Origin of the sequence: Amycolatopsis nalaikhensis, assembly GCF_030264295.1 — a bacterium.
Classification (GTDB): domain Bacteria; phylum Actinomycetota; class Actinomycetes; order Mycobacteriales; family Pseudonocardiaceae; genus Amycolatopsis; species Amycolatopsis nalaikhensis.
Genome location: NZ_CP127173.1, coordinates 4719961 through 4738874, shown reverse-complemented (window position 1 = coordinate 4738874; position 18914 = coordinate 4719961). Strand labels below are relative to the sequence as shown.

Here is an 18914-nt window from a genome sequence, read left to right as displayed (position 1 = left end):
GGCGCCGGATACTGCCAGATCGTTGAACGATCTGGCAATCGGCCCCTAGACGATGTGGTGCTCGACCGGTGCGGTATCGACGTTTTCGAACCGCCGGACATCCAGTCCGGCGATGTCCACCGCCGTCGGGCGCCCCAGGTAGAGGTCCCGCACCAGCTCTCCGGCGGCCGGGCCCATCTGGAACCCGTGCCCGGAGAAACCGGTCGCGTAGAAGAACCGCGACAGCAGGACGCTTTCCCCGATGATCTGGTTGCGGTCCGGCGTTACTTCGTACAGCCCGGCCCACGCGGTGCGGATCCCGGCGTCGAGCACGGCCGGGATCCGGCGGCCCGCCAGCTCGGCCAGCCGCGGCAGCCAGTCGCCCGCTTCGTAGTGCGTGCCGAAGCCCGGGAAGCCGTCGTCCTCGCTGAACGACATCGCCAGGCCCGGACCCTCGCGGTGGAAGTAGAACGCCGAGGGCAGCTCGATCGTCAGCGGCACGCAATCGGGCAAACCCGGCACCGGCCCGGTGAAGACGACCTGCCGCCGGAACGGCCGCACCGGCAGGTCGAGCCCGGCCAGCTCGCCGATCCGCCCCGACCACGCGCCCGCCGCGCACACGACCGCGCCGGTCCGGACCACCCCGGCGCTGGTGACGACGCCGGTCAGCGTGTCGCCGTCCCGCTCGATCCCGGTGACCTCGACACCGGTGCGCAGCTGCGCGCCGCACGCCCGCGCGGCTTTCGCGTAACCCTGGACGACGGCGTCCGGCGTCGCCTTCGCGTCGTCCGGCGACCAGAGCGCGGCGACGATCCCGGACGTGTCCAGCAGCGGCATGACCCGCTTCGCTTCGGCGGGCTCCAGCAGGTGGCTGCGGACGCCGTACTCGCGCTGCAGCTCCGCGCAATGTCCGATTGCAGCGACGTCGGCGGGGTCGCTGACCAGGTAGAGGTAGCCGTCGCGGCGGAAGTCGATCTCGGTCCCGAAGTCGCGGGAGAAAGCGCTGTACGCGGCGAGCCCGCGCAGCCCGAGCTCGACGTTCACGCGGCTGGTGAACGACGACCGGATGCCGCCCGCGGCCTTCGCCGTCGAACCCCCGCCCAGCTCGCCGCGTTCGAGCAGCAGGACGTCGACGCCGGCTTCCGCCAAGCGGAACGCGCAGCTCACCCCGATCACCCCGCCGCCGATCACCACGCATTCGGCCATCGGTGGCAACGACGTTTCCCGCGCGCCGGACCCGGTCATACTCGCCAATGTAGAACGTGATCCACCTACGGCCGCCGAGCGCGTAGAGTCGGCGTGCCGAGTGCGGAAGGTGATGTCCCATGGCGATGATGCCCGTGACCGACTCGATGTTCCTCCTGGTCGAAACGCGCGAGCATCCGATGCACGTGGGTGGCCTGCAGCTGTTCAAGAAACCCGACGGCGCCGGCCCGGACTACCTGCGCGACGTCCGCACTTCGCTGCTGGAGTCGGACAACATGCGGTCGGTGTTCCGCCGCCGCCCGGGACGGCCGGTCAACACGATCGGACACGTGGCCTGGACGACCGACGCCGAGCTGGAGCTCGACTACCACTTCCGGCACTCGGCGCTGCCGCAGCCGGGCCGCGTCCGCGAGCTGCTGGAGCTGACGTCGCGCTGGCACAGCACCCTGCTCGACCGGCACCGGCCGCTCTGGGAGACCCACCTCATCGAGGGCCTCGCCGACGGCCGGTTCGCCGTCTACACGAAGGTCCACCACGCGCTGATGGACGGCGTTTCGGCGTTGCGCCAGCTGCAGGGCACGCTCTCGGACGACCCCGCGGACCTGGACTGCCCGCCGTGGTGGGGCAGCCGCCGCAAGCCGGGCGAGGAACGCGCCAAGCGGCCGCGCTCGTTCCTGCAGACCGCGAGCCGGTCGATCAACCAGCTCGCCGGGCTGGCGCCGGCGGCGATGAAGGTCGCGCGGGAAGCGTTCGGCGAGCACACCCTGACGCTGCCGGGGCAGGCGCCGAAGACGATGTTCAACGTGCCGATCGGCGGCGCGCGCCGGTTCGCGGCGCAGTCGTGGTCGCTGGAGCGGGTCCGCAAGGTGGCCACGGCCGCCGGGGTATCGCGCAACGACGTCGTGCTCGCGATGTGCTCGGGCGCGCTGCGGGACTACCTCATCGAGCAGCGCGCGCTGCCGGACGCGCCGCTGATCGCGATGGTCCCGGTGTCGCTGCGCCGCCAGAACGACCCCGGCGAGGCCGCGGGCAACAACATCGGCGCGCTGCTCTGCAACCTCGCGACCGACCTGCCGGACGCGGGCAAGCGGCTCGTCACGATCCACCAGTCGATGCGCAACGGCAAGCGGCTGTTCTCGGAGCTGACGCCGCTGCAGACGCTGCTGCTCTCGGCGGTGAACGTCGCGCAGCTCGGCGTCTCGCCGATCCCGGGCGTCGTCAACAACACGCGGCCGCCGTTCAACCTGGTGATCTCGAACGTGCCGGGGCCGCGCAAGCAGATGTACTGGAACGGCGCGCAGCTCGACGGCATCTACCCGGCGTCGGTGCTGCTCGACGGCCAGGCCGTGAACATCACGCTGACCAGCAACGGCGACAACCTCGACTTCGGCGTCACCGGCTGCCGCCGCAGCGTCCCGCACCTGCAGCGCATCCTGTCGCACCTGGACACGGCGCTGGTGGAGCTGGAAGCCGCGGTCCGGTAGCCCGCTCAGCGAAACCTCCGCTCCGCCATCGGAAGGAATCTTTCCGAACGGCTCTGGCCCGCCGCCCCGCCGCGCTTCTAGGGTGCGGTGACCAGCACCGGCGAGAGGAGCAGGCGATGACCGAGGAATGGACCACTCCGGACTTCGTCGAGTACGAAACCCCCATGGAGGTGACCGCTTACGCGGCTCGCATGGCGGACTGAATGTCCGTCGCGCCGCCGCTTCCCGAAAGCGCATTCATCGGCGAGCTGCGCGGGCTTTCGCACCGGTACTGGGGAACGCACCCGTTCCACCACCGGCTGCACACGGGCGAACTCGACGAGCGCGGGTTGCGGATCTGGGCGGCGAACCGCTGGTACTACCAGCGCCTGCTGCCGCAGAAGGACGCGGCGATCATCGGCAACTGCCCGCTGCCGGAGATCCGCCGCGCCTGGCTCGACCGGATCGTCTACCACGACGGACCGTGCGAAGGCACCGGCGGGACCGAACGCTGGCTGCGGCTCTGCACGGCGGTGGGGCTGGACCGCGAAGAGGTGCTCGACGAGCGCCACGTCGTCCCCGGCGTTCGGTTCGCCGTCGACGCGTACGTGACGTTCGCGCGGACGAAACCGTGGTGGGAAGCCGTCGCTTCCGGGCTCACGGAGATGTTCGCCGGGCACCTCATGCAGCGACGGGTGGCGGACATGCTCGCGAACTACGCCTGGATCGCCCGCGAAGACCTCACCTACTTCACCAACCGGATCGACAAGGTTTCCGGCGAGGGCAAGGACACCCTCGACATCGTCGTCCGCCACTGCGTCACGCGCGAACAGCAGGACCGCGCGATCGCCGCGCTGGCGTTCAAGTGCGACGTGCTGTGGTCGATGCTCGACGCGATCGAACGGGCGGCGGGATGATCACGGTGACGTCCGTGCCGCGGCTGCGTCGCGGCGTGCGGCTGTCCTTCGACCACGTCCGGGAGACGCACGTGCTGCTGTTCCCGGAAGGGGTCCTGGTCCCGAACGCCACGGCGGCCGCGGTGCTCGAGCTGTGCGACGGCGCCCGGTCCGTCACCGAAATCACCACGGTATTGGGAGAGCGCTACTCCGGCGTCCGGGAAGACGACGTCCTCGCCGTGCTGAACCGGCTGGGCGAACGGCGGGTCGTCGCGTGGACGTGAGCCCGCCGCTCGGCCTGCTGGCCGAGCTGACCCACCGGTGTCCCCTGCACTGCCCGTACTGCTCGAACCCGGTGGAGCTGACCACGCGCGACGCCGAACTGTCCACAGCGGACTGGTTGTCGGTGTTCTCGCAGGCGCGCGAGCTGGGCGTGCTGCAGGTGCACCTCTCGGGCGGCGAACCGCTGGCCCGGCCGGACCTGCCGGAGCTGGTGACGCACGCGAGTTCGCTCGGCTGCTACGTCAACCTGGTCACTTCCGGGCTCGGGCTGACGTCCGCGCGGCTGTCCGATCTGGTGGAGCGCGGGCTGGCGCACGTCCAGCTGTCGGCGCAGGGCGCGACGCGCGAGCGCGCCGACCAGCTGGCGGGCGCGAAGGCGTTCGAGCACAAGCTCGCCGCGGCCGCGCTGGTCAAGGCGTCCGGGCTGCCGTTGACGCTGAACGTCGTGCTGCACCGCCGCAACCACGACCAAGTCGCCGGCATCATCGAGCTGGCCGAGCGGATGGGCGCGGACCGGCTGGAGCTGGCGAACACCCAGTACTACGGCTGGGCATTGCGCAACCGCGACGCGCTGATGCCGACGCGCGAGCAGCTCGCGGCCGCCGAGCCGATCGTGCGCGCGGCGATCGAACGGCTGCGCGGGACGATGGAGATCGTCTACGTCGTCGCGGACTACTACGAGCCGTACCCGAAGCCGTGCATGCACGGCTGGGGCGCGCGGCAGCTGACCGTCGCGCCGGACGGCACGGTGCTGCCGTGCCCGGCGGCGTCGGCGATTTCGACGCTGGAGCTGTCCTCGGTGCGGGAGACGCCGTTGGCCGAGATCTGGCGAGATTCGCCGTCGTTCACCGCGTACCGCGGCGAGGACTGGATGAGCGAGCCGTGCCGCACGTGCGACCGCCGGGGCGTCGACTTCGGCGGCTGCCGCTGCCAGGCGTTCCTCCTCACCGGCGACGCCGCGGCGACCGACCCGGTGTGTTCGCGGTCCCCGCACCGCGAGGTCGTCGACCTGATCCTGACCCGGCCCGGCACGTCGGACCTGGTGATGCGCCGGTGAGGGTGGTGCTGCTGGGCACGGCGGCGGGCGGCGGCTGTCCCCAGTGGAACTGCGCGTGCGCGTTGTGCACGGCCGGGCTCGAGCCGCGCACGCAGGACTGCGTCGCGGTGAGCGCGGACGGCGCGGGCTGGTACCTGCTCAACTGCTCGCCGGACATCCGCGCGCAGATCCTCGGGACTCCGGCGTTGCGAGCCGGGCCGGGCCCGCGCGAGACGCCGGTGCGCGGAGTGCTGCTCACGGACGCGGAACTGGACCACTCCCTGGGTCTGCTGATGCTGCGCGAAGGCGGCGGCCTCCCGGTGTCCGCACCGGAGACGGTGCTCCACGGGCTGTCCCCGCTGCGCGCGATCCTCGACGGCTACGGCAGCTCGGCCTGGACGTCCACGTTCGACGTTCCGGGCCTGCGGGTTTCAGTCCTGCCGGTGAGCGACAAGAAGCCGAAGTACGTGTCGTCCACTCAGGACGGACCGTGGGTGGTGGCGTACCGCATCGAGGACCCCGCGACGGGCGGAGTCCTGGTGTACGCGCCGTGCCTGAAGAGCTGGCCACCCGGGTTCGACGCGTTCGTGGCGGACGCGAACCTCGTGCTGCTGGACGGAACGTTCTACGCACCGGACGAGATGGCGGGCGTCGGCGGGCCGGACCAGCTGGCGATGGGACACCTGCCGATCACCACGAGCCTGGCCCGGATCGCCGCGCACCCGGGGCCGAGGTGGGCGTTCACGCACATCAACAACACGAACCCGGCGCTGGACCCGGCGTCGCCCGAGCACGCCGCCGTGCGGGCGTCCGGCGCGTCGCTGCCCCCGGACGGCACGGAGTACACGCTGTAGGCGCCTACCCCCAAATAACTCTTTGACGGTAGTGCGAGACTGGCCCCATGCCCCACGACAACCTGCGGGTGCTGGCCCACCCGCTCCGCTTGCGGATCCTGTCCCTGTTGACAGGAGCGGCGTTGAGCGCGGCGGAGGCGGCCCGCGAACTCGGCGACACGCAGGCGAACGTGAGCTACCACTTGCGCCGCCTGCACGAAGCGGGCCTGGTGGAGGTGGCCGAGGAGGTGTCCATCCGCGGCGGCCGGGCGAAGCGCTACCGGCACCTCCCGGACTCCGGCCGTCGCCTGACGACGCGCGACCCGGGCGAGGAAAAGCTGCTGACGAAGGCGATCGCGGGCGAACTGCTGCGCCGGGCTGTCGAGCGCGCGCCGGAGCGCCCGGCGTCGTTGACGGACGCGGAGCTGTGGGTGGACCCGGAAGTGTGGGCGGAGTTGTTGAGCGAGGCGACGAAGTTGAGCGAGCGCCTCCACGCGGCGGCCCAGCCCCCGAGGACGCCCGGGAGCGTGCGGGTGAGCGCGAGTCTTGCGCTGTTCGAGCTGACGCAGGAGCCGGAGTGAGGCGCCCCAATCACGCAAACCTCCGCTCCCACCCCGAACCGGACCCACTCCGATGACACTCCTCGCCCCACTGCGCGAAGCTCGCTTCAGAGCCCTCGTCACCGGCCGGACCTTCGCCGACTTCGCGAACGCCGTCGCGCCCTTCGCGCTCGCCTTCGCCGTCGTCGACCTGACCGGGTCGGCCGTGGACCTCGGCCTCGTCGTCGGGGCGCGGTCGCTCGCCAACGTGCTGCTCATCCTCTTCGGCGGCATGCTCGCCGACCGGTTGCCGCGGTCGGTGATCCTGCAGGGCACCGAAACCGCCGCCGCCCTCACCCAGGCCGTCATCGCCGCGAGCGTCCTCTGTGGATTCGCCTCGATCCCGCTGCTGGCCGGGCTCAGCCTCGTCAACGGCGCCGTCTCGGCCATCTCCCTGCCCGCGGCCGCCTCGCTCACCCCGTTGACCGTGCCCACCCCGCTGCTCGCCCAGGCGAACGCGCTCGTCCGGCTGCTCTCCAACACCGGCCGCATCGCCGGAGCCGGGCTCGCCGGGGTGCTCGTCGCGTTCGCCGGTTCCGGCTGGGCACTCGCCGGGAACGCCGTCCTGTTCCTCGCCGCCGCCGTGTCCTACCGGCGGATCCGGCTGCCGCGCGGCGAACGCGTTCCCGGCAGCCGCCCCCTGGCCGAGCTGGCCGAGGGCTGGCGGGAGTTCCGCGCGCGGTCGTGGGTGTGGCTGGTGGTGCTGCAGTTCATGGTGGTCAACGCGGTGAACGCGGGCGCGCTCCTGGTGGTCGGCCCCCTGGTCGCGGACGACACGTTCGGCCGCACCGGCTGGGGCATCGCCCTCGCCGTCCAGACGGCGGGGTCGCTGCTCGGCGGCCTCGTCGCGGCACGCTGGCAGCCCCGGCGGATGCTGCTCGTCGGCGTCGCGCTGATCATGGTCGACGCGCTCCCGATGCTGGCCCTCGGCGAGACGCCGTACCTGCTGCCGCTGCTGTTCGCGATGTTCCTCTCGGGTGTGGCGATCGAGCAGTTCTCCGTCGCGTGGGACGTGTCCCTGCAGGAGAACATCCCGCCCGCCAAGCTCGCGCGTGTCTACTCCTACGACATGCTCGGCTCGTTCGTCGCGATGCCGTTCGGCCAGATCATCGCGGGCCCACTGGCCGAACACGCCGGCCGCGAGGCGACACTCCTCGGCGGCGCGGCGCTGGTCGTCGGCGCGACCGCGCTCGTGCTGGCGAACCCGGGCGTGCGCGGCCTGGTCCGCCACGCGCCGGTCAGGCCGGGCGCACCAGGAAGAAGTTCAGCAGACTAGCGCTGAAGACGACCTCGTCCTCGGCGTCGACGAACTCGGCGCGCGTGCGCACCAGCCCCCGGTCCGGCTTCGACCGCGAAAGCCGCGCTTCGAGCACTGTGGCGCGCAGGCTCAGCACGGCCCCCGGCCGCACCGGACGCGGCCAGCGCAGCTCGTCGACCCCCGGACTGCCCAAACTGGACACCGGGGACAGGTAGTTGTCCGCGTAGAGGCGCATCATCAGGCTCGCGGTGTGCCAGCCGCTGGCGATCAGCCCGCCGTACGGCCCGTCCACCGCCGCGACCGGGTCGACGTGGAAGGTCTGCGGGTCGAAGCGCCGGGCGAACTCGAGGATCTCGGCTTCGGTCACCTCGATGCTCCCGCAGTCGTAGGTGACGCCGGGGACGTAGTCCTCGAAGTAGCGATCGGTCATGGCGGCAGCGTGCCACAGAAACCGTTCGCCCCGGAGCGAACGGTTACGCTGCCGGAATGGAGCCCGACATCGCCACGGTCGCCCAGGCGATCGGCGAACCGGCCCGGGCGGCGATGCTGCTGCAGCTGATGGACGGCGACGCCCATTCCGCCCGCGCCTTGGCGGCGGTCGCCGGAGTTGCGCCCTCGACGGCCAGCGCCCACTTGCACCGCCTGCGCGACGCGGGCCTGGTGGTGGCGACCGACGCGGGCCGCCGACGTCTGCACCGCCTCGCCGGTCCGGAGGTGGCCGACGTCGTGGAGGCGCTGGCGGCACTCGCGCCGCCCCGGTTGCCCGCACCGTTGCAGCCTTCCCCGCCGACGGGTCCGCTGCTGCGTGCCCGCGCGTGTTACGGCCACCTGGCCGGGCAGCTCGGCGTCGACGTCGCGGTGGTGCTGCGCAAGGACGGCGTCGTCGACGACCTGGCCCCCGGCGAGACCGGCGCCGTGCGCACGTTCGACCACCCGCTGCTGGCCGCGCTCGGGATCGCGGCGCTGCCGGGTCCGGGGCCGCAGGTGCGCGCGTGCCTCGACTGGTCACACGGAACGGCGCACCTCGCGGGCTCGCTGGGGACGGCACTGCTCGGCTCGTTGCTCGCGCAGGGCTGGGTGCGCCGCCGCCCGGGCGGACGGGCGTTGCGCGTGACTCCGGCCGGGCGTCGACAGCTCGGCGAGCTCGGGATCGCCTGACCTCAGCGTCCCGCGCGGGGTTCCGGCGTCAAGTCGCGATGGCCCTCCAGCCGCCACCAGTTCTCCAGCGTCTCGCGCAGGGCCTTCAGCAGCTCGCCGCCCGTTTCCAGCGGAACGAGAGCAGCCTTGCCGTCGTCGATCCTCAGCGCCGCGGACAGCCTGTCGCCCTGCTCGATCAAGCCGACCACCACGCGCGTCGGCTGCCCGGCCGGGTCCGTGGTGGGGATGGCTCGTTCGTACCGCCAGCCTTGAGCTTTCACCCGGCCGACAGTGGCACAGCTTCCCGCGCTCCGGCCCCGGTTTCACCCTCAAGTGTGGTCAGGCGGGCGCCCAGGGCCGCACTTCCTCCAGCAGCTTCGCCACGGCCAGCACGAGGTCGTCCGAGTGCCGCGGCCCGACGATCTGCAGGCCCACCGGCAGGCCCGTGGACGTGTGCCCGGCCGGCACGCTGATCGCCGGCTGCTGCGTCATGTTGAACGGGTAGGTGAACGGTGTCCACTCCGGCCACTCGCTCATCCCGCTGCCCGGCGGCACGTTGTGCCCGGCCTCGAACGCCGGGATCGGGACGGTCGGCGTGATCAGCACGTCGTAGCGCGTGTGGAACTCGCCCATCAGGATGCCCAGCGCGGCCCGCTCGGCGGTGGCGTCGAGGTAGTCGCTCGCCGACCACGTGTGGCCCAGCTCCCAGACCGTCCGCAGGCCCGGGTCGGTCCGCTCCTCGGACCCCGGCGGGAACGTGTCGAGCAGCTTCGCCGCCCCCGACGACCACAGGATGTCGAACGCTCCCTTCGGGTCCGCGAACCCGGGGTCGGTCTCCTCGATGTGCAAGCCCGCGTCGCCCAGCGCGCGCACGGCGTCCGCGACGATCGCGGCCACCTCCGGGTCGACCTCGACGTAGCCGAGCGTCGGCGAGAACGCCGCGATCAGGCCGCGCACGTCCCGCCGGACGGCCTCGCGGTACGACGCCACCGGCGGCGCCAGCGCGGCCGGGTCGCGGTGGTCCGGCATCGACAGGACGTCCAGCAGCAACGCGGTGTCGTCCACCGAGCGCGCCATCGGGCCGGCGTGCGAGAGCGGGCCGAACGGGCTCGCCGGGTACAGCGGGATCCGGCCGTGCGTCGGCTTGAGCCCGACGATCCCGCAGAACGACGCCGGGATCCGCACGGAGCCGCCGCCGTCCGTGCCGACGGACAGCTCGCCCATCCCGGCCGCGACGGCCGCGGCGCTGCCGCCGCTCGAGCCGCCCGCCGTCTTCGACGGGTCCACCGGGTTGCGCGTGATGCCGCACAACGGGCTGTCCGTGACGCCCTTCCAGGCGATCTCGGGCGTCGTCGTCTTGCCCAGGACCACCAGGCCCGCCTCGCGCATCCGCGCGGCGACCGGGCTGTCGACGTCCCACGCCTGGTTCGGGTCGATGCTCTTCGAGCCGCGGACGGTCGGCCAGCCCTGGGTCAGGAACATGTCCTTGATCGAGGACGGCACCCCGTCGAGCCAGCCGATCGGGTTGCCGTCCCGCCAGCGGATCTCGGACGCCTTCGCCTGTTCCAGCGCCCGGTCGGCGTCGACGAGGCAGTAGGCGTTGCACTCGCCGTCCCGCGCCTCGATGGCCTGCAGCGCGTTCTGCGTCGCCTCGATCGGTGACAGCTCACCGGTCGCGTAGGCGGCGACGAGCTCGCTGGCGGTCAGCATCCTGTCGTTCATCCGGCTCCCTGGTTCCCCGACGGCACGTAGCCGAGCGTCTTGTCGACGACATTGCGCAGCGGCTCCCCAGCCTGCCAGCGGCGGAAGTTTTCGGTGAAGACCTCGACCAGCGTGTTCCGCCAGCCGATGAAGTCGCCGGACATGTGCGGCGAGACGAGCACGTCCGGCATGCTCCACAGCGGGCTGTCCGGCGGCAGCGGCTCGGTGTCGAAGACGTCGAGCGCGGCCCCGGCGATGACCCGGTTCTGCAGCGCCTCGACCAGGTCGGAGGTGACGACCAGCTCGCCCCGCCCGACGTTCACGAACCGCGCCGACGGCTTCATCGCCGCGAACGCGCGCGCGTCGAACATGCCCTTGGTGTGCTCGGTCAGCGGAGCGACGGCCACGACGTAGTCCGCGGCCGGCAGGAACTCGGTGAGCCGCGAGGACTCGTGCACCACGCCGAAGTCGGGATCGCCGGTGCGCTCCCGGCGCCCGGCGCCGCTCACCCGCATCCCGGCCGCGCGCAGCAGCCGCGCGATCGCCCGGCCGATCGGCCCGGTGCCGACGACCACGACCTCGCGTCCGGCGATCCGTTCGCTCTCGCGGTGCAGCCAGCGGCCCTCGCGCTGCAGGTCGTGCGAGCGCGCGAAGTCCTTGGCGAAGGCGAGCACGACGCCCAGCACGTACTCCGCGATGGCGTCGTCGAAGACGCCCCGCGAGTTGGTCAGGACCACGTCGCTCTCGACCAGCCCGGGGAACAGCACCGGGTCGACGCCCGCGCTCGCGATGTGCAGCCAGCGCAGGCGGTCGGCGGCGTGCCACGCCCCGGGGACGGCCGTGGAGAGGAAGTCGTAGACGAAGAGCGCGTCCGCTCCGGACAAAGCATCGGACAGGCCGGCCGCGTCCGTGTAACGCACGACGGCCCTCGATTCGACAGCACGCATGTCCGGTGGGCGGGACTCGCCACAGAGCACCGCCAGGACCGGGGTTTCCTGGGTTTCCGAGGCGATCACGTTGACACGGTAAAAGTCACTCGTATGATTGTCAACAATCCGAGGAACGACCCCCGGAGCACCGGACGTGTCAAGTACAGACGTATTCCGGAGGCTGAGCCTTGGATTTCGACTTCCTGGCGTTCGAGGGCCCGCTGGCGCAACGCGGCATCGGGGTCATCGCGCCGTTCGATCTCGCGCTGGAGCGCGAGCTCTGGCGCTGGGTGCCGATGGAGGTGTCCCTCCACCTCGCCCGCACGCCGTACGAGCCCGTGCCGGTCAGCATGGAGATGGCCCGCCTCGTCAGCGACAGCCACCACCTGGCCAGCGCGACGCGCGACGTGCTGCACGTCGAGCCCGAGGTCGTCGCCTACCTCTGCACGTCGGGCAGCTTCGTCAACGGCGTCGACTACGAGCGCTCGCTGACCAAGGCGATCTGCGATGCCGGCGCTCCGGACGCCGTCACCACCTCGGGCGCGCTGGCCGAGGTGCTGCAGCAGCTCGACCTGCACCGCGTCTCGGTGCTCACCCCGTACGACGCCGACCTCACCCGCGCGCTGCACGACTTCCTCGCCGAGCTGAAGGTCGAGACCGTCGCCAGCGACCACCTCGGGCTGGGCGGCGGCATCTGGAAGGTCAGCTACCGGACCATCGCCGAGCGCATCCTGGCCGCGGACCACGGCGACGCCGAGGCGATCTTCGTCAGCTGCACCAACCTCCCCACGTACGACCTGATCGAGCCGCTGGAAGCCGCACTCGGGAAGCCGGTGCTCACGGCCAACCAGCTGACCATGTGGGCGTGCCTGCGCCGGATGAACCTGCCCATCGTCGGACCCGGGAAGTGGCTTCGTGACGTGTCGTGAAGGTATTCCTTGACCAGCCCTCTAGGATTGTCGACAATTTGCGTCCCTCCGGAGGTTCCGTGACCACCATCGGCTTCATCTACCCCGACCACGCGGCCGAAGACGACTACCCGCTGGCCGAGCAGCTGCTCGGCGGCGTGGCGGCCGACGAGGGCGACATCCGGCTCGCGGTCGAGCACATCTACGGCACCGACAAGCACGCGGTCGCCGAACTGCTGGACCTCGGCAGCGAAACCCGCCTCGCCGACGGTGCCGCCCTGCTCAAGAAGCACGAGCCGGACGCGGTCATCTGGGCCTGCACCAGCGGCAGCTTCGTCTACGGCTGGGACGGCGCCCAGGACCAGGCCGACCGGCTCGGCGCCGTCGCCGGGGTGCCGGCCTCGAGCACCTCCTTCGCGTTCGTGCACGCCGCGCGGGCGCTGGGCGTCAAGCGGGTCGCCGTCGCCGCCAGCTACCCGGACGACATCGCCCGGCTGTTCGTCGACTTCCTGAAGGCGGGCGGCATCGAGGTCGTCTCGATGGCCAGCGCCGACATCATCACGGCCGCCGAGGTCGGGGCGATGGCACCGGAAGCCGTGGTCGAGCTCGCCGTGCGCCACGACCACCCGGACGCCGACGCCGTCCTGGTGCCGGACACCGCCATGCGCACCCTCGGCGAGATCAACGCCATCGAAGCCGCGCTGAAGAAGCCCGTGCTGACCGCCAACCAGGTCACCGTCTGGGAAGGCCTGCGCCTGACCGGCCAGCACCGTCTCGTCCGCTCGCTCGGCGCGCTGTTCCGGCACCTACCGGGCGGGAGCGCCTGACATGGCCCTGCCACCGGGCATGCTGCCCGAGATCGAACCGGTCAGCCGCGAGTCGACGGCCGCGGTCATCGCGCGCCAGCTGCGCGACGCGATCATGACCGGCGCCCTCCCGCCCGGCACCCAGCTCGGCGAGACCGAGCTCGCCGCGCGGTTCCAGGTGTCACGGGGGCCGCTTCGGGAGGCGATGCAGCATCTCGTCTCCGAGGGGCTCCTCCGGAGTGAACGGCACCGCGGGCTCTTCGTCATCGATCTCGAGCCCGGAGACGTCTACGACATCTACGCGGCGCGCTCGGCGATCGAACGCGCCGCCATGCTCCGCGCCCTGCGCGGCGGAGAACGCGACCGGATCGCGGCCCTGCTCGAACACACCGTCGCGGAGATGGCCACCGCCGCCAGTGAAGATGATCCGCACGCGCTCTCCACCGCGGATCTCAAGTTCCACGAGGCCCTTATCAACGCCTCCGGCAGCAAGCGGCTCGTCCGGATGGCCCGGACCCTCCTCATCGAGACGCGCATGTGCCTGACGGCGCTGCAGGGCACCTACCAGCGGGTCGAGGAACGAGTCGAGGAGCACACGAAGCTCATTCAGGCCCTTCGCGACGGAGACGAAGAGACGGCGCTTGCGCTCCTCGAGGCCCACATGGAGGACGCCGTGCAGCGGCTCGCGCCCGGGACCAGTCTCAAGGAAGGACACGCCCCGCCGGTGCCGGGCAACGCGTGAGCGGAACGCCGACGCGCGTTCCGTGTGCTGTCCCCGGGCTTCTCGGACAGTTCGGTGTTGGTGAGGCGTTGGTAGCGGGCGACCGTGTCGCCGATCATTACGGTGACCTGGTCGCCCCAGGCAGGTCCGAGAACGATGGAACAGCCGACGAAGGCGACCACGCCGGTCGCCGAGACCGGCCGGGGTGGTCACGCCGCTGGGCCGGCGAGGTCCGGCGGCGGGAACGGCTTCGGGCCGGGCGTCGTCGCCCTGCTGAGGCGTCTGACCATCGAGGCTCTGCCGGTATTGCTCGAGCAGGTCTTCGAGATCGGCGAGGGTGGTGGCGAGCCAGGTCCGCAGGGGCTGGTCGCCGGTGAAGGCCAGCCCGTTGTCCGAGAGTTCCCATGTCGTCGATCCGCCGGCGTTGTCGAGACCGTGGTCGGCGAGTTCTTCGCGGGCCCACGGCTCCGCCTCGGTCACCGCCGGCCCGAACGCGGTCGGCTGGTCGTGTGGGGCGGTGCTGCGGGTGAACCCGTCGGCGCCTTCGGTCCGGAAGCGGGTTGCGTACTGTAAAAGGCGTCCCGGGACAGCATGCGCGCGTTCCCTGAGGGACGTCATGCGTGACCGCCACCTCGGCTCGCGGTCCGCAGCGGGCGATTCGTCGACCGGGTCGTCGTGCGGTTCAGGTAGTCCGCTCGGCGGGATGCGGACGTGGACGGCCCGCACCGGCGTCGGGAAGCAGCCGACCGGCGGTTCGCAGTCACATCTGCCGGGCACGACGCACCCCCAGCACGGGCTGGCCACCGCGGCCGTCGCGGTAGTCCGGGGACCACGGGAAGCGGCCGCACGAGTCCGCGTGAACCAGCTGCAGCGCGCGGATTTCGTTGCCGTACAACGCTGTCGCGACCATCAGGTGCGCCGACGGCTCCGCGAGGGCGACCACCTCGACCAGCGGACCGCCGGGCAGCGCAACGCGTTCGCCCGCGGCAGGCGGTGAGCTGCCCAGGACGCGCGAAGCCACGTCGTTGAGCAGCTTTCCGGCCGCCACGACCGGCAGGCCCGTCACGACCAGCTCAGGCAAGTCGTACCCGCTCAGGCCGATCGTGTAGGCCCACGGCGGGTACGACCCGCTGTTCACGACTCCTTGCACCATCCAGCCCCGCTCGGCCACGCCTTCGCGCAGCCGTTCCAGGTAACCGGATCTGTCCGGGTCCTCACAGGCAGAGCACATCGGTGTCTCCTCCCCTTCGGTGGGTTCGAGACCACCGTGCCGGAGGGCACCGACAAAAAGTCAGCCCAGCGTTTCGGCCACCGCCGTGCCGAGCCGTTCTGTGGTATCCGTGCCGCCGAGGTCCGGCGTGCGCACGCGGCCCTCGTCGAGCACGCGGTCCACCGCGGTCCGGATCGCTTGCGCTGCAACGGTTTCGCCCAGGTGTTCGACGAGCATCGCGGCCGCCAGGATCTGCGCGACGGGGTTCGCGATGCCCTGCCCGGCGATGTCCGGAGCACTGCCGTGGACGGCTTCGAACATCGACGGGAATTCACCCGATGGGTTGATATTGCCGGACGGCGCCATGCCGAGCCCGCCGGTGATCGCGGCCGCCAGGTCGCTCAGGATGTCGCCGAAGAGGTTCGACGCCACCACGACGTCGAGCCGGTCCGGCGCCTGGACCATCCGCGCCGCCAAGGCATCCACGTGCATCTGTTCACTGTGGACATCCGGGTACTCGAGCGCGACCTCGGCGAAGATCTCGTCCCAGAACGGCATCGAGTGGATCAGGCCGTTGGACTTCGTCGCCGAGCAGACGCGCGAAGACCGCGTCCGCGCCAGTTCGAAGGCGTACCGGATGATCCGCGAGACACCGACGCGCGTGAACACGGACTCCTGCAGCACGAACTCGTCGGGCCGTCCGGCGTTGTGCCGTCCGCCGATCGCGGAGTACTCGCCTTCGGAGTTCTCCCGGACGACGACCAGCTCCAGCTCTTCGGCTTTCCGGCCGGCCAGCACCGACGTAGTGCCTGGCAGCAGCCGCACCGGGCGCAGGTTGACGTACTGCTGGAACGCGCGCCGCAGCGGGATCAGCAAGCCCCACAGCGAAACGTGGTCCGGGACGCCCGGGAAGCCGACCGCGCCGAGCAGGATCCCGTCGAACGCCGAGAGCTGCTCGACGCCGTCGTCCGGCATCATCGACCCGTGCCGGGCGTACCGCTCGCAGCTCCAGTCGAACTCCGTCCACTCCAGCGCGAAGCCGAAGAGCGCGGCCGCCCGGTCGAGGACCTTGCGGGCCTCGACCGTGACGTCCACGCCGATCCCGTCGCCGGGGATGCTCGCCAGGCGGTAGGTCTTCACAGGGCCACCGCGATGTACTTGGTCTCGAGGAACTCCTCGATGCCGACCGTCCCGCCTTCGCGGCCGAGCCCGGACGCCTTGATGCCGCCGAACGGCGCCGCCGGGTTCGACACGATGCCCTGGTTCAGCCCGATCATCCCGGCTTCGAGCGCCTCGCTGACCCGCAGCGCGCGCTTGAGATCGCTGGTGAAGACGTACGAGACCAGGCCGAACTCGGTGTCGTTCGCCTTCGCCACCGCCTCTTCCTCGGTGTCGAACGGCGTGATCGGGGCGACCGGCCCGAAGATCTCCTCGTGCGTCAGCCGCGCTTCCTGCGGGACGTCGGTGAGCACGGTCGCCTGGTAGAAGTGGCCCGGCCCGTCGACGCCGGAGCCGCCGGTAAGCACGCGCGCGCCGCGGTCGGTGGCGTCCTTGACCAGCTCCGTCACCTTGTCGACGGCATTCTCGTCGATCAGCGGCCCCACGACGACGTCCTTCTCGGTGCCGCGGCCCATCGGTAGGGCCTGCATGCGCTCGGTCAGCCGCCGCGAGAACTCCTCGACGACGCCGCGCTGCACGTAGAACCGGTTCGCCGCGGTGCACGCCTCGCCGATGTTGCGCATCTTCGCCTGCATCGCGCCGTCGATCGCCGCGTCGATGTCCGCGTCCTCGAAGACCAGGAACGGCGCGTTGCCGCCCAGCTCCATCGACGTGCGGAGGATCTTGTCCGCGCACTGTTCGAGCAGCTTGCGGCCGACGCCGGTGGACCCGGTGAACGACAGTTTGCGGGCGCGGCCGTCGCGGATCAGGGGCTCCATCACGCCGCCGGAGTCGCTGGTCGTGATGACGTTGAGCACGCCTTCGGGCAGCCCGGCCTCGGCGAGGATGCCTGCCAGCGCGAGCATCGACAGCGGCGTCTGCGCGGCGGGCTTGATCACCGAGGTGCAGCCGGCGGCGATCGCGGGCCCGATCTTGCGGGTGCCCATCGCCATCGGGAAGTTCCACGGCGTGATCAGCAGCGTCGGCCCCACCGGCTGCTTCGTGATGAGGAACCGGCCCGAGCCGTTCGGGGCCGTCGCGTAGCCGCCGTTGATGCGGACGGCCTCCTCCGCGAACCAGCGGAAGAACTCGGCCGCGTACGCGATCTCGCCCTTCGACTCGGCGAGCGGCTTGCCCATCTCGAGCGTCATGAGCAGGGCGAGCTCGTCCTGACGCTTCATCAGCAGCTCGTACGCCCGGCGCAGGATCTCGCCGCGCTCGCGGGGCGCCATCTTCGCGAAGTCGGCCTGGGCGGCGACGGCCGCGTCCAGCGCCGCGACGCCGTCCGCCGGGGAGGCGTCGGCGACCTGGCACAGCTCCTTGCCGGTGGCCGGGTCCACCACCGGGAACGTCTTCCCGGACTCCGCGGCGACCCACTTGCCGCCGATGAACAGTTCCTTGCCGACCGCGTCGACGACGCCGGACTCGGTGCTCGCGCTCATCCCGACTGCTCCTCACGTGTTGTCCCGAGGGCCATGCTATGGATATTGTCAACAATCGACAACCCGCTCAACCGACCTAGGAGCACGCTGCCATGGCCCAGCTATCTCCGCTGCTCAAGCAGGCAACGCCCGTCGTGGTCGACCACGGTGAAGGGGTTTACCTCTACGACGTCGACGGCAAACGCCACCTCGACTTCACCGCCGGGATCGGCGTCACGAGCACCGGGCACTGCCATCCGCACGTCGTGGCGGCCGCGCAGGAGCAGATCGGCAAGCTCGTCCACGGGCAGTACACGACCGTGATGCACAAGCCGCTGCTGGAGCTGACGAAGCGCCTCGGCGACGTCCTGCCGAGCGGGCTCGACTCGCTCTTCTACGCGAACTCGGGCAGCGAAGCCGTCGAAGCGGCGTTGCGGCTCTCGCGGCAGGCGACGAAGCGCCCGAACGTCATCGTCTTCCAGGGTGGCTTCCACGGCCGGACCGTCGCGGCGGCGACGATGACGACGTCCGGAACGCGGTTCAGCGCCGGCATCGGCCCGCTGATGGCCGGCGTGCACGTCTCGCCGTTCCCGTACGCCTACCACTACGGCTGGGACGAACAGACCGCGACGAAGTTCGCGCTGCGCGAGCTTCGACTACGTCTTCCAGACCATCAGCGCGCCGAGCGAGACCGCCGCGTTCTTCGTCGAGCCGGTGCTCGGCGAGGGCGGGTACGTCCCGGCGAACAGCGAGTTCATGGCCGGACTGCGGGAGCGCGCCGACCGGCACGGCATCCTGCTCGTCGTCGACGAGATCCAGACCGGGTTCGGCCGCACCGGGAAGTTCTGGGGCCACGACCACTTCGACGTCTCCCCCGACATCGTGCTCATCGCGAAGGGGCTGGCGAGCGGCTTCCCGCTGTCGGGCATCGCCGCTTCGCAGGAGCTGATGGCGAAGGCGTTCCCGGGCTCGCAGGGCGGCACGTACGGCGGCAACGCCGTCTCGTGCGCGGCCGCGATCGCGACGCTCGAGGTCATCCAGCGGGAGAACCTCGTCGAGAACGCCGCCGAGCGCGGGCGTCAGTTGCTCGAAGGCGCGCGGGTGATCGCGGACAAGACGCCGGCGATCGGCGAGGTGCGCGGGCTCGGCCTGCTGGTCGGCTCGGAGTTCACCACCGCCGATGGCGAGCCGGACACGGCCACCGCGCAGGCCGCGCAGCAGGCGGCGGCGAAGAACGGCCTGCTGCTGCTCACCTGCGGGCCGTACATGAACGTCGTCCGCATGGTGCCGCCGCTCGTCGTCAACGCCGAGCAGGTGGACGACGCGCTGCGGATCTGGGGAGACGTCGTCGCTTCGGTCACGGGGAGCTGA

At 71.2% G+C, this 18914-nt stretch carries 21 protein-coding genes and 1 pseudogene; 14 read left to right on the top strand and 8 right to left on the bottom strand.

Annotated features, from left to right (window positions below):
• Positions 1–45 precede the first annotated feature (45 nt).
• A complete protein-coding gene (locus tag QP939_RS23370) occupies positions 46–1224 on the bottom strand; it encodes an NAD(P)/FAD-dependent oxidoreductase (protein ID WP_285458948.1) in 1179 nt (392 codons plus the stop codon).
• Positions 1225–1304: 80 nt separating this feature from the next.
• On the opposite strand from QP939_RS23370, the gene QP939_RS23365 reads away from it, so the two are divergent.
• From QP939_RS23365 to QP939_RS23330, 8 genes are all read left to right on the top strand, one after another.
• Complete coding sequence (locus QP939_RS23365; protein WP_285458947.1) at positions 1305–2669, top strand: WS/DGAT/MGAT family O-acyltransferase; 1365 nt, start codon at positions 1305–1307, stop codon at positions 2667–2669.
• Positions 2670–2785: 116 nt separating this feature from the next.
• Positions 2786–2872, top strand: coding sequence for a pyrroloquinoline quinone precursor peptide PqqA (gene pqqA / locus QP939_RS23360; protein ID WP_043776987.1), 87 nt, complete (start codon positions 2786–2788; stop codon positions 2870–2872).
• A complete protein-coding gene (gene pqqC, locus QP939_RS23355; RefSeq protein WP_285458946.1) occupies positions 2873–3565 on the top strand; it encodes a pyrroloquinoline-quinone synthase PqqC in 693 nt (230 codons plus the stop codon).
• The gene (gene pqqD, locus QP939_RS23350; protein WP_285458945.1) at positions 3562–3828 is read left to right on the top strand and encodes a pyrroloquinoline quinone biosynthesis peptide chaperone PqqD; all 267 of its coding nucleotides are present in this window, start codon (positions 3562–3564) and stop codon (positions 3826–3828) included. Before pqqC ends, pqqD begins: the two co-directional genes overlap by 4 nt.
• A complete protein-coding gene (gene pqqE, locus QP939_RS23345; protein WP_285458944.1) occupies positions 3819–4883 on the top strand; it encodes a pyrroloquinoline quinone biosynthesis protein PqqE in 1065 nt (354 codons plus the stop codon). The genes pqqD and pqqE overlap by 10 nt, the downstream gene beginning before the upstream one ends.
• A complete protein-coding gene (gene pqqB / locus QP939_RS23340; protein WP_285458943.1) occupies positions 4880–5716 on the top strand; it encodes a pyrroloquinoline quinone biosynthesis protein PqqB in 837 nt (278 codons plus the stop codon). The genes pqqE and pqqB overlap by 4 nt, the downstream gene beginning before the upstream one ends.
• Positions 5717–5763: 47 nt before the next feature.
• Complete coding sequence (locus QP939_RS23335) at positions 5764–6276, top strand: ArsR/SmtB family transcription factor (protein ID WP_285458942.1); 513 nt, start codon at positions 5764–5766, stop codon at positions 6274–6276.
• A gap of 52 nt (positions 6277–6328) precedes the next feature.
• Positions 6329–7570 (top strand): MFS transporter, encoded by a 1242-nt coding sequence (locus QP939_RS23330; RefSeq protein ID WP_285458941.1) that lies wholly within the window; start codon positions 6329–6331, stop codon positions 7568–7570.
• Here the strand turns inward: QP939_RS23330 and QP939_RS23325 are convergent.
• The gene (locus QP939_RS23325) at positions 7533–7982 is read right to left on the bottom strand and encodes a MaoC family dehydratase (RefSeq protein ID WP_285458940.1); all 450 of its coding nucleotides are present in this window, start codon (positions 7980–7982) and stop codon (positions 7533–7535) included. The genes QP939_RS23330 and QP939_RS23325 overlap by 38 nt on opposite strands.
• Positions 7983–8038: 56 nt before the next feature.
• Between QP939_RS23325 and QP939_RS23320 the strand changes: the two genes are divergently transcribed.
• Positions 8039–8710, top strand: coding sequence for an ArsR/SmtB family transcription factor (locus QP939_RS23320; protein ID WP_285458939.1), 672 nt, complete (start codon positions 8039–8041; stop codon positions 8708–8710).
• Positions 8711–8712: 2 nt separating this feature from the next.
• Here the strand turns inward: QP939_RS23320 and QP939_RS23315 are convergent, their stop codons facing one another.
• The 3 genes from QP939_RS23315 to QP939_RS23305 are packed head-to-tail and all read right to left on the bottom strand — an operon-like array spanning position 8713 to position 11406.
• The gene (locus QP939_RS23315; RefSeq protein ID WP_285458938.1) at positions 8713–8970 is read right to left on the bottom strand and encodes a hypothetical protein; all 258 of its coding nucleotides are present in this window, start codon (positions 8968–8970) and stop codon (positions 8713–8715) included.
• A gap of 58 nt (positions 8971–9028) precedes the next feature.
• The gene (locus QP939_RS23310) at positions 9029–10411 is read right to left on the bottom strand and encodes an amidase (RefSeq protein ID WP_285458937.1); all 1383 of its coding nucleotides are present in this window, start codon (positions 10409–10411) and stop codon (positions 9029–9031) included.
• Positions 10408–11406, bottom strand: coding sequence for a D-2-hydroxyacid dehydrogenase (locus QP939_RS23305; RefSeq protein ID WP_285458936.1), 999 nt, complete (start codon positions 11404–11406; stop codon positions 10408–10410). The genes QP939_RS23310 and QP939_RS23305 overlap by 4 nt, the downstream gene beginning before the upstream one ends.
• A 101-nt stretch (positions 11407–11507) precedes the next feature.
• On the opposite strand from QP939_RS23305, the gene QP939_RS23300 reads away from it, so the two are divergent.
• The 4 genes from QP939_RS23300 to QP939_RS23285 all read left to right on the top strand — a co-directional run bounded on the left by QP939_RS23300 (position 11508) and on the right by QP939_RS23285 (position 14327).
• Positions 11508–12248: a maleate cis-trans isomerase family protein gene (locus tag QP939_RS23300; RefSeq protein WP_285458935.1), complete on the top strand. Its 741-nt coding sequence runs from the start codon at positions 11508–11510 to the stop codon at positions 12246–12248.
• A 59-nt stretch (positions 12249–12307) separates the two neighbouring features.
• The gene (locus QP939_RS23295; protein ID WP_285458934.1) at positions 12308–13054 is read left to right on the top strand and encodes a maleate cis-trans isomerase family protein; all 747 of its coding nucleotides are present in this window, start codon (positions 12308–12310) and stop codon (positions 13052–13054) included.
• Position 13055: 1 nt separating this feature from the next.
• A complete protein-coding gene (locus QP939_RS23290) occupies positions 13056–13775 on the top strand; it encodes a GntR family transcriptional regulator (protein WP_285458933.1) in 720 nt (239 codons plus the stop codon).
• Between the two features lie 135 nt (positions 13776–13910).
• The gene (locus tag QP939_RS23285) at positions 13911–14327 is read left to right on the top strand and encodes a hypothetical protein (RefSeq protein WP_285458932.1); all 417 of its coding nucleotides are present in this window, start codon (positions 13911–13913) and stop codon (positions 14325–14327) included.
• Between the two features lie 187 nt (positions 14328–14514).
• Here QP939_RS23285 and QP939_RS23280 read toward each other — a convergent pair whose 3' ends face one another.
• The 3 genes from QP939_RS23280 to QP939_RS23270 are packed head-to-tail and all read right to left on the bottom strand — an operon-like array spanning position 14515 to position 17564.
• On the bottom strand, positions 14515–14985 hold the full coding sequence (locus QP939_RS23280) for a DUF4262 domain-containing protein (protein ID WP_285458931.1): 471 nt from the start codon (positions 14983–14985) through the stop codon (positions 14515–14517).
• A 60-nt stretch (positions 14986–15045) separates the two neighbouring features.
• The gene (locus QP939_RS23275; RefSeq protein ID WP_285458930.1) at positions 15046–16104 is read right to left on the bottom strand and encodes a tartrate dehydrogenase; all 1059 of its coding nucleotides are present in this window, start codon (positions 16102–16104) and stop codon (positions 15046–15048) included.
• Entirely contained in the window at positions 16101–17564 is a 1464-nt protein-coding gene (locus QP939_RS23270; RefSeq protein ID WP_285458929.1) for an NAD-dependent succinate-semialdehyde dehydrogenase, read from the bottom strand. The genes QP939_RS23275 and QP939_RS23270 overlap by 4 nt, the downstream gene beginning before the upstream one ends.
• Positions 17565–17656: 92 nt before the next feature.
• Here QP939_RS23270 and QP939_RS23265 point away from each other — a divergent pair.
• A pseudogene (locus tag QP939_RS23265) lies at positions 17657–18914 on the top strand (aspartate aminotransferase family protein).